Origin of the sequence: Streptomyces sp. 8K308, from assembly GCF_004348315.1 — a bacterium.
In the GTDB taxonomy this organism is placed as follows: domain Bacteria; phylum Actinomycetota; class Actinomycetes; order Streptomycetales; family Streptomycetaceae; genus Streptomyces.
The window spans coordinates 1-9,693 of record NZ_SMKC01000272.1 but is presented as its reverse complement, the minus strand read 5'-3'; the positions used below and the strand labels follow the sequence as shown (position 1 = coordinate 9,693).

Here is a 9,693-nt window from a genome sequence, read left to right as displayed (position 1 = left end):
GCGCCGAGGGGCCCGGCGGCAGGGCCGGCGGGACCGGGCGACCGCTCAGCTCGTGGGCGCGGCGCACCTGCGCGTCCCTGGCGGCGCCGAAGAAGTCGCCGCCCTTGCGCCGGTAGTCGTCGGTGCCCCAGGCGCGCTCGGCGTCCTTGGGCGGCCTGACGAGCCGGGGTATGTGCTTGGCGCAGTGGATGTACGCCTCCTCCACGTCGATCCGCACCCACAGCTCGGTGCGCCGGCCGGGCGCGGTGTCGGTGGGCAGCTCGGGGTGGAGCGCGCGCAGTTCGTGGTCGGGGACGATGCGGGCGCGGCCGTTGACGTGCAGGCCGATGCGGGCGCGTTCGAAGTCGATGAGGAGCAGCCCGGCGTAGGGGTTCTCGGAGATGTTGCCGAGCGAGGCGTGCACGCCGTTCCCACGGTACTCGGGGTAGACCAGGGACTTGGGGTCGAGCACCCGCAGGAACCCGGGCGGGCCGGCCCGGAAGCTGTTGTCGCACTCGCCGTGGCGGTCCGAGGTGGCCAGGAAGAACATCTCCTGCTGGCCGATGAACTCCCGCATCCGGTCGTTGAGATGGTCGAGGACCTGCTCCCGGTAGAACCGGTCGGCCCGCTCCTCGCTGCCGAGTTGACGTTGCAGCACGTGTTCGCCGTCGCTGCCCGGACGGCCGGCACGCGGCGGCAGGGCGGCGACGGGGAGCCGCGCCCCGTGGTAGGCCGGTCCCGGTTCCTCTGGTCCTGTTCGTTCTGGCATGCCTGAATCCCGCTACGTCACTTTTTGCGCGCTACTCAATCACTTACTCCCCGGACGCCACCAGGGTTCCGAGGAAGTCGTGTCTGATCCGGTCCGCCGGGATGCCGGCGGAGACGAGCGCGTCGACGCTCTTGCGGATCATCTGGGGCGGACCCGAGAGATATCCGTCGAAATCTCCCCACGGGCCGAACTCCCTTACCGCTTCCGGGAGTTGTCCGGAGAAGCCGCGGGTCGCGTACTGCGCGACGACCGGGCGGACCGACAGCCAGGGCAGCCGGCGCTCCAACTCGAGGAGGGAGTCGAGGTCGTAGAGGTCGGCGTCCCGTTGGGCACCGAAGAAGACCTCGACCTGCCGCCGCGTCCCGTGCTGCGCGACGTCCTCGACGAGTGCCTTGATGGGCGCTATGCCGGTGCTGCCGCCCACGCACAGCAGACCACGGGTCGAACTGTGGTCCACCGTCATCGAGCCGGCGGGCGGGCCGAGTTTGATGACGTCGCCGCGCCTGGCCCGGTGCACCATGGAGCGCGAGACCCAGCCGGCCGGCACCGCCTTGACGTGGAACGACAGCAGCCCGTCGGGGCGGGGCGAGGAGGCGAAGGAGTAGTAGCGCCAGACCCGCGGCCACCACGGCGTCTCGACGCTGGCGTACTGGCCGGCGCGGTAGGGGTAGGGCTGGTCGGTCCTGACGGTGACGACGGCGACCTCGCTGGTGCGGCGCTCGTGGCTGACGATCTCGGCGTACCACCAGGGCGGCGAGTGGAGTTCGTCCTCCGCGGCCGCGTCGATCATGATCTGCGAGATGGCCGTGTAGGCGCGCACCCAGGCGGCCTCGGCCTCCGGGCCCCAACTGCGTGGCGCGTAGCGCTCGAGCGCGGACATCAGGCATTCGCCGACCAGCGGATAGTGCGAGGACTGGGTGCCGTATTTCCGGTGGCCCCGGCCGAGGTTGCACAGGTAGTCGGTCAACGTGACGGTGTCGTCGATATGTTCCGCGGCGACGAGCAACGCACCGAACAGTCGGTCTCGTTGGGCGTCCATGGCGGCGGGGAACAAGTCGCGCAACTGCGGATTGTGCAGGAACAGCAACGCGTAGAAGTAGGACGTGGCCTGGTGGGAGACCGGCTCGATCTCCGCGAGTGTGCGGCGAATCACCACGGCGTCCGCTGAAGGCCCGCCATTGTGCATGCCTTTCACGAGCGGGTTCTCGTCGCTGCGGGGATCGAGGGTGGGGTGTCCTGAGGCCCACCCGCCTTCGAGCGGACTCTGAAGTTGGCCGTGGTGTTCGCCGGCGCGCTCGCCCGGTTGTCCGGCCCCGTGATCGTCGCGGTACGCGCCGTGGCCGTGCCCTGGCCCGTGGCTCGCCGAGGCCGCCTGCCCGGCGGCATAGCCCGATTCGGGCTCATTGCCATATCCGGCGGTGGTGGCGCCATCGTTGGCCGATATCGCGGTCATGACCCTGCCTCGCCTCGATCAACTCCCGGTCGCACAGCGTGCCAGCCTGCTCACCGGGAGCGGGTGGTTAACCGGAAACCCGGCCATCGCGCCCCCGCATCTCATAAACTGGGCGGCTTCTGGCCGCCTCGATGCGGGACTGACCCTACCGTTATACGGACGAGACACAACCCCCCGGCTGAAACGCGGTGTTCGCGCCATTCCTCCGTTTCCTAAAGTGGGGGTCATGAATATCACCCTGCGGCAGGCGGCTTCCGCTGATGTGCCCGAGATCGTGGCCATGTTGGCGGACGACATGCTCGGCGCGACACGCGAGAATCCCGCTGATCGGCAGCCGTATCTGGCGGCTTTCGAGCAACTCGCGGCCGATCCCAACCAACTGCTGTTCGTCGCCGAGGACGCGGACGATCCGACGGCCGGCATCGTGGGCACTTTCACACTCGCCATCCTGCACGGCCTCTCCCGGCAGGGCGCCTCCCGGGGGCTGATCGAGTCGGTCCGGGTGCGGGCGGACGCGCGGGGCGGCGGCCTCGGCTCCGAGCTGATGCGTCTCGCGGTCGAGGAGGCCAGGCGGCGCGGCTGCGCGCTGGTGCAGCTGACGTCCGACGTGGCCCGCCTCGACGCCCACCGCTTCTACGAGCGGCTCGGCTTCAAGGCGACCCACATCGGCTTCAAGATGGAGCTGTAGGGCGGGTCGTTCGTCACCGCCAGCCCTCGGGGTGCGCGCCGCCCGGCACCGACTCAGCCGGCTCGTACGGGGCGCGGGTGAAGACGAACGTGCCGAGGTCGAGGTGGGTGACGGCGCCGGCCTCGTTCCGTACGAGCCGCAGCGTCTCGCCCGCGAAGTAGCCGGCGAGCCCGGTCCAGGTGCCGTCCGCCTCGGGCCGGAACCCGGAGGCGCGGAGGCTGACGAAGCCGGCGGGGGCCAGCGTCAGCGCCCGGCCGGCGCCCAGCCGCAGCTCGAAGGCGGTGGTCCCCCAGTACCAGAGGCCGGTCAGCGCCACGAGCTCCGGGTCAGGGGCCGGGTCGGGCCGCCAGACCTCGGGAATGGTGGGCTCCCGCCGCAGCACCTCGTCGAGCAGCGCGGTCGCGAGGCCGCCGGTGCTCGGGCCGCTGGTCGCGTTGGCGAGGACCACGACGCCGAGCCGGTCCTCGGGCGTGGTCCACAGGGAGGCGACGAAGCCGGGCATCGAGCCGCCGTGCCCGACCAGCAGCCGTCCTTCGTGCCGCAGCAGCTGGATGCCGAGGCCGTACGACCCGTCCCAGCTCGCCGGTTCCGGCGCGGTCGCCGGGGCGCGCATCTCCGCCAGCGTGTCGGCGGCCAGCACGTTCGGGTCGCCGGCCGTCAGGAACGCGGCGAACCTCGCCACGTCGGCGGCGGTCGACCACAGCTGCCCGGCCGGCGCCATCCGCCCGGTGTCCACGGTCGGCTCCGGCTGCCGCGCGTCGGCGTACGGGTGCACGGCCCAGCCGCGCGCGTACGGCTCCCGCGGGTCGTAGCCGGTGCGGACCATGCCGAGCGGCAGCAGCACCTCGTCGCGCAGCGCCTCCGCCCACGGGCGGCCCCTCAGCCGCTCGACGAGCGCGCCGAGGACGGCGTAGCCGGGGTTCGAGTAGTGGAACCGGCGGCCGGCCGGATGCTTCTGGGGCCGCTCGCCGAACACGTCGGTCAGCTCGGGCCGCAGCGTACCCGGCGTTCGCTCCCACCACGGGCCGCCGGCCTCGGCGGCCAGGCCGCCGGTGTGGCTGAGCAACTGCGCCACGGTGGCGTCGCCGCCGTGCGGCACGTCCAGGTGCGTGCCGACCCGGTCGCCGAGGTCGAGCAGCCCCTCGTCGCGTAGCCGCAGCACCAGCACGGCGGTCAGCGTCTTGGTGATCGACCCGATCCGGTACTGCACGTCCGTCGCCGCCACGCCCTCGGGCAACTCGCCGCGCGCCCCGCTCCACACCACGCGCCCGTCCCGCACCACGGCTGCCACCATCGACGGCGCCCGCCCTTCGGCTTGCGCCGTGGCCAGCCGCCACCCACACGCCCGCGCCGTCTCCGCCAGCAACCCCACGCCTTCGTTTCCCATCATGCGCCCACGCATACCGCCACCACGCTCCGCTCTGCCACCGACTTTCCCAACGCGCCGCCGCGCCTGGCGGCGCGGCTTTGGCCGCAGTGTGTGCGGGCTGGCGCGGGGCACCTGCGGTGCGGCCTGGGCCACGGCGTGCGCGGGCTGGCGCCCGCGCTGCCGGGCACCTGCGGTGCGGCGTTGGCTGGCGCTGGGGAGAGGCTGGGGCGTCGGGAGGCCGGCTGCGTCCGTTGGGCGTGCGGTAGCGCGCTTGGCGGGGCCCCCGTGTGACGTGGCGTGGGCCAGCGCAGCGCATACGCTGGGTGGGGTGGAGTGGGATCTCGTGCTTGGGCTGGTCAATACCGTGCGGCACGACGGGCATGGTGGGGTCGCGGATGACCTGGCTGATGTCGGTGGGTTCGGTGACTGGGTGGCCGGGTGCGGGGTGGGCGTGGTGGTCGTGGACGAGCGGCTGCGGGGTGAGGTCGTCGCGTTGCGGCGGGCCGTGCGCGCGTTGTTCGCGCGGGCCGTGCGGCCTGGGCCGGCGAGTTCGGCGGACGCCGGCCGGCTGATGCCGGAGGCCGAGGCCGTCGCGCTGCTCAACGAGCGCGCCGCCCGCGCGCCCGGCGTGCCGCAACTCGAGTGGTCGGCGGAGGCCGACGCACCGCGCGCGCGGTTCGTCGCCGGCGAGCCGGAGTTCGGCGCCACCCTGGCCCGCGCGGCGATCGACTTCCTGGCCGGTCCCGACCTCGCCCGGCTGCGCGCCTGCACCGCGCCCCGCTGCGTCCGTTACTTCCTCAAGGGCCACGGCCGTCAGGAGTGGTGTAAGCCGTCGTGCGGGAACCGGGCCCGTGCCGCCCGGCACTACCAGCGCCGTCACGGTCGAAGCGGGACAGTTCGGCGCGCGACGTGATGCCCAGCTTGGGGAAGGCGTTGTAGAGGTGGTAGCCGACCGTGCGGGGGCTGAGGAACAACTGGGCGGCGATCTCGCGGTTGCTGGCGCCGGTGGCGGCGAGGAGGGCGACCTGCCGCTCCTGCGCGGTCAGCACGGCGAGTTCGTCGACGGCCTGCTCGGCGGTCATGTCGCGCGGCTTGGCCCCGATGGCGGCCAGTTCGGCGACCGCGCGGTCGAACCAGGGCGTGGCGCCGAGGCGGTGGAAGACCTTCGCGGCGGCGCGTAGCCGGGTCGCCGCGTCGTTCCGCCTGCGGGCCCGTCGGAGCCACTCGCCGTAGAGCAGCAGCGTGCGGGCGTGTTCGAACGGGCGGGTGGCGTGCTCATGCTGGTCGAGGGCGGCGAGATAGTGCCGCTCGCCGTCCTCTGGCCCGGCAAGCAGCGCCCGGCACCGTTCGGTGACCGCCAGCGCCCACGGCCGCCCGCTGTTGTGCGCCCAGCCCTCGAAGCGGGCGAACGGTTCCGCCGCCCGGTCGGGGTCGCCGAGTCGCACGGCGGCCTCGACCAGGCTGGGGAGCGCGAACCTGACGATCACCGTGTGCCCGACGGGCCCCGCCCACAGGGCGGCGAGTCGGTCCGCGGCCAGGCGGTGGTCGCCGAGGCCGAGGGCCAGCAGCCCGAGCGCGTAGCCGCCCCAGGAGGCGCCCGGCGCCAGGCCACCCTCGGTGCCGCTGCGGGCCAACTCCTCGCAGAGCTCGGCGTCGCCGCGGGTCGCCGCCGCGAGGGACAGGACGCCCTCGATGTTGCGGGCCCTCCTGCTGTGCCCGATGGCGTCCGCGATGCGCAGCCCCTCGGCCGCGTCCGCCTCGGCCTCCGGGAGGTGGCCGAGGAGGATCCGGGCCTGGATCCTCAGTTGCAGGGCGTGCGTTAGGTCGGCGACGCGGCCCTGTGCCCGGCAGCGGCGGGTCAGCTCGTCGGCCGCGGCCAGCGCCTCGGAGTCGCCCCCGGTCCGCAGCGCCGCGAACACGGTGTGGGTGGCGGCCAGGACGTCGGCGGGCCTGGCGGGTCCCACGGGGGCCAGCGCCCGCCTGAGCAGTTCGAGGCCGGCGGCGTGGTCCCCGGACCGCAGGAGCTCGGTGCCCCGTACGACGGACGGGACATTGCCCAACGGGACGTCGCTGTGGCGTCGCGCGATCTCCATGAGGTGGCTGGCCCGGGCGAGGACCTCGCCGTCTCCGGCGAACCAGGCGTACTCGGCGGCGGCGCCGAGCAGGGCGACCGCCTGCTCGGGCGTCGTGGCGGCCATGGTCTCGGCGGCTTCGACGGCGATGCGGCCGGCGGCGGCCGCGTTGCCCCGCTCGAACTCCAGGGCCGCGGCGACGGCGGCGAGGCGGGCCGCGAGCTCCGGGCGCGCGGTGAGCCGGTCGCCGCGCACCACAAGACGTCCCGCCCGGTCGAGTTGCCCGGCGGCGGCCGCCGCCTCGGCCGCGGCGGCCAGGCGTCGGGCGCGCAGCTCCCGGTCCTCGCTCAACTGCGCGCTCCGTTCGAAGACCGCCGCGGCGACGGCCGGCGCGCCGCGGCGCAGCGCGCGGTCGGCGGCGCGCTCCACGACGCGGCCCAGCGCCTCGTCGACGCCGGTGGCGGCTGCGGCCAGGTGGTGGGCGCGCCGGTCCTCCGCGTCGTCCAGGTCCTCGACGTCGGCCCCGCCCAGCGCGTCGGAGAGCGCCCGGTGCGCGGCCTGGCGGACCGCGAGCGGCGCGCCGCGGTAGGCCGCGGCCTTCACCAGCGGGTGGCGGAAGGTCAGCACGGCCGACTCGACCCGGACCAGGCCGGCGTGTTCGGCCGGCTCCAGGTCGGCGGCCTCCGTGCCAAGCCGGGCCGCGGCGCGGAGGATCAGGCCGAGTGCGCCGGTGCCCTCGGCGGCGGCGAGGGCGAGCAGGCTCCGGGTGCGGTCGGGCAGGGCGGCGACGCGTTCGCGGTAGGCGGTCTCGACCCGGCCGGCCGGGGTGGTGGCCTCGGTGTAGAGGGTGAGCGCGGGCAGCCTCCCCGCGCGTTCCTCGGGGCCGAGCATGCCCGAGAGTTCGATCAGCGCGAGCGGGTTGCCCTCGGCCTCGGCGACGACCCGGTCGCGGACCGCGGGGGCGATCTCGCCGCGGAGCTCGGCCAGCAGCGCCGTCGACCGCTCGGCGTCGAGGCCCGTCAGCGCCAGCTCCGCGACGCCGGCCGCGGCAAAGGGGTGTTCGCCGGCGCGAGCCCCGAACACGACGGTGACGGGTTCGGCGTTCAGCCGCCGGACGGCGAACAGGAGCGCGTCGGCGGACGCGTGGTCCAGCCACTGTGCGTCGTCGACGACGCACAGCAGCGGGCCGTTTTCGCTCAGGTCGGCGAGCAGCGTCAGCACGGCGACACCCACCAGGAACCGGTCGCCGCCCCGCGCGGCGGCCTGGCCGAACGCCGTGCGCAGCGCGGCGGACTGCGGTCGGGGGAGCGCGTCGATCCGGTGTCGGACCGGGCGCAGCAGGGCGTGCAGGGCGGCGAACGGCAGGTCGCGTTCGGCTTCGGTGCCGACCGTCCTGAGCAGCGGCCCCGCCCCGTGGAGCGCCACCACGTGGTCGAGCAGCGCGGACTTGCCGATGCCCGCCTCGCCACGGACGACCACCGCCTGGGCGCGGCCCCCGGCCGCGGCGGCGAGCATGCCCGCCAGGCGCGCCCGTTCCGCCTCCCGTCCGTGGATCACCGCCCCAACATAGCCGGGGCCGCGCCCCGGTGACCCCCGGCGTCGGAGCCTGTCATTCCCGGTATCCGTGACGGATCCGCCGGCGCCGTGGCCCCTCCTACGGTCGAGGACGTCCGCCGGCCCCGCACGGTGCCGGATCGCGTCGAGCTGGGCCGGAGGCGACGTTCGTGCAGGTGAAACCCGTGGGCACCGTGGTCGGGGGAAGAGCGGAACCGTACGACGACGACTGGGCCGTCGAGCGCGCGGTCGTCCGGCTGGACGGCGACGCGTTCGGGACCGACGCCCTCGTCGGCCTCGCGGAGTTCTCGCACGTCGAGGTGGTGTTCGTGTTCCACCTGGTGGCCCCGGAGGACGTGCGCACCGGCGCCCGGCGTCCCCGGGACAACCCCGACTGGCCGCCCGTCGGCATCTTCGCCCAGCGCGGCAAGGTCCGCCCGAACCGTCTCGGGGTCTCCCGCTGCCGCCTGCTCTCCGTCGAGGGCTTGGACGTTCACGTCCTCGGGCTCGACGCGGTCGACGGCACGCCGGTGCTCGACATCAAGCCCTACATGGCCGAGTTCGGGCCGCTGGGCGAGATCCGGCAGCCGGAGTGGGCCACCCAGCTGATGCGCGACTACTACTGAGCCCGTCCTTCTTGGAGATCATCATGTCCACAGAAACCGTCGCGCCCGCGCTGACGGCCGCCCGTCGCCGTGGCGTGCTCGCCGTCGTCCTCGTGGCGCTCGCCGTCGTGGTGTCGGCCGTTCCCTCGCTGAACGTCGCCCTGCCAGGACTCGCCCGGGACACCGGCGCCGACCAGACCCAACTCCAGTGGATCGTCGACGCCTACGCCCTGGTGTTCGCCGGACTCCTGCTTCCCGCCGGCGCGATCGGCGACCGGTTCGGCCGCAAGCCCGTCCTCGTCGCCGGCCTCGCCCTGTTCGCCGCGGGCGCGTTCGCGGCGGCCGCCGCCGACGGGCCAGGCGTGATCATCGTGCACCGTGGGCTCTCCGGTGTCGGGGCGGCCCTGGTCATGCCGACCACCCTGTCGATCATCACCAGTTCCTTCCCCGCCGCCGAGCGCGGCAAGGCGGTCGGGGCCTGGATCGGCGTCGCCGGCGCCGGCGCCGTCTTCGGCCTGTTGACGTCCGGCCTGCTGCTCGAGTGGTTCGCCTGGCCGTCGATCTTCGTCTTCGGCGGCGTGCTGGCGATCCTGACGCTCGTCGCCGCGTTCGCCGTCATCCCCGACTCGCGCGACTCGACGGTGCCGCGCGTCGACGCCGTCAGCGGCCTGCTCTCCTCGGTCGCCCTGGCCGGGACCGTCTTCGGCACGATCGAGGGCCCGCACCGCGGCTGGACCGACGCCGTCACCCTGTCCGCGTTCGCCGTCGGGGCGATCTGCGGCGCGCTGTGGCTGCTCTGGAGCCTGCGCACGACCGACCCCATGCTGGACCCGAGGCTGTTCCTGGTGCGCGGCTTCGCCACCGGGGTGCTGTCCATCACCGCGCAGTTCTTCGTGTTCTTCGGGATGGTCTTCATCGTCCTGCAGTACCTCCAGCTGGTGCTTGGATACACGGCGCTGCAGGCCGGCCTCGCGGTGACGCCCATGGGCATGGTCCTCGGCGGCCTCTCGCGCCGCGCGCCGCACATCGTCGGCAGGATCGGCCGGCGCCGGGCGGCCGGGGTCGGCCTCGCCCTGATGACCGTGGGCGTGCTCGTCCTCGGCAGCCTGGGCGCCGACGCCTCGTACTGGCCGGTGCTCGCCGGGCTGCTGCCGATCGGCGCCGGCATGGCCCTGGCCACCACCCCCGCCACCACCTCCATCGC

General features: G+C 74.1%; 8 protein-coding genes. 4 read left to right on the top strand and 4 right to left on the bottom strand.

The features are described from left to right. Together E1265_RS27735 and E1265_RS27730 are read right to left on the bottom strand one after the other, a co-directional pair. On the bottom strand, positions 1–634 hold a 634-nt coding region (locus E1265_RS27735; protein WP_243741155.1), incomplete at its 3' end, for a pyridoxamine 5'-phosphate oxidase family protein. A 157-nt stretch (positions 635–791) separates the two neighbouring features. Beyond that, positions 792–2,201 carry a globin domain-containing protein gene (locus E1265_RS27730; protein ID WP_132933737.1) on the bottom strand — a complete coding sequence of 470 codons (1,410 nt, stop codon included), beginning with the start codon at positions 2,199–2,201 and terminating at the stop codon, positions 792–794. Positions 2,202–2,427: 226 nt separating this feature from the next. Here E1265_RS27730 and E1265_RS27725 point away from each other — a divergent pair, with 226 nt between their 5' ends. Then, positions 2,428–2,889: a GNAT family N-acetyltransferase gene (locus E1265_RS27725; RefSeq protein WP_132933736.1), complete on the top strand. Its 462-nt coding sequence runs from the start codon at positions 2,428–2,430 to the stop codon at positions 2,887–2,889. Between the two features lie 13 nt (positions 2,890–2,902). Here E1265_RS27725 and E1265_RS27720 read toward each other — a convergent pair whose 3' ends face one another. Continuing rightward, complete coding sequence (locus tag E1265_RS27720) at positions 2,903–4,279, bottom strand: serine hydrolase domain-containing protein (RefSeq protein ID WP_243741154.1); 1,377 nt, start codon at positions 4,277–4,279, stop codon at positions 2,903–2,905. A gap of 307 nt (positions 4,280–4,586) precedes the next feature. On the opposite strand from E1265_RS27720, the gene E1265_RS27715 reads away from it, so the two are divergent. Further along, complete coding sequence (locus E1265_RS27715) at positions 4,587–5,171, top strand: ABATE domain-containing protein (protein ID WP_243741153.1); 585 nt, start codon at positions 4,587–4,589, stop codon at positions 5,169–5,171. On the opposite strand, the gene E1265_RS27710 is transcribed toward E1265_RS27715, so the two are convergent. Beyond that, the gene (locus E1265_RS27710) at positions 5,056–7,887 is read right to left on the bottom strand and encodes a LuxR family transcriptional regulator (RefSeq protein WP_132933734.1); all 2,832 of its coding nucleotides are present in this window, start codon (positions 7,885–7,887) and stop codon (positions 5,056–5,058) included. The genes E1265_RS27715 and E1265_RS27710 overlap by 116 nt on opposite strands. A 167-nt stretch (positions 7,888–8,054) precedes the next feature. Here E1265_RS27710 and E1265_RS27705 point away from each other — a divergent pair, with 167 nt between their 5' ends. Continuing rightward, positions 8,055–8,510, top strand: a complete 456-nt coding sequence (locus E1265_RS27705; protein ID WP_132933733.1) for an SAM-dependent methyltransferase — start codon at positions 8,055–8,057, stop codon at positions 8,508–8,510. Positions 8,511–8,533: 23 nt separating this feature from the next. Further along, on the top strand, positions 8,534–9,693 hold a 1,160-nt coding region (locus E1265_RS27700), incomplete at its 3' end, for an MFS transporter (RefSeq protein WP_132933732.1).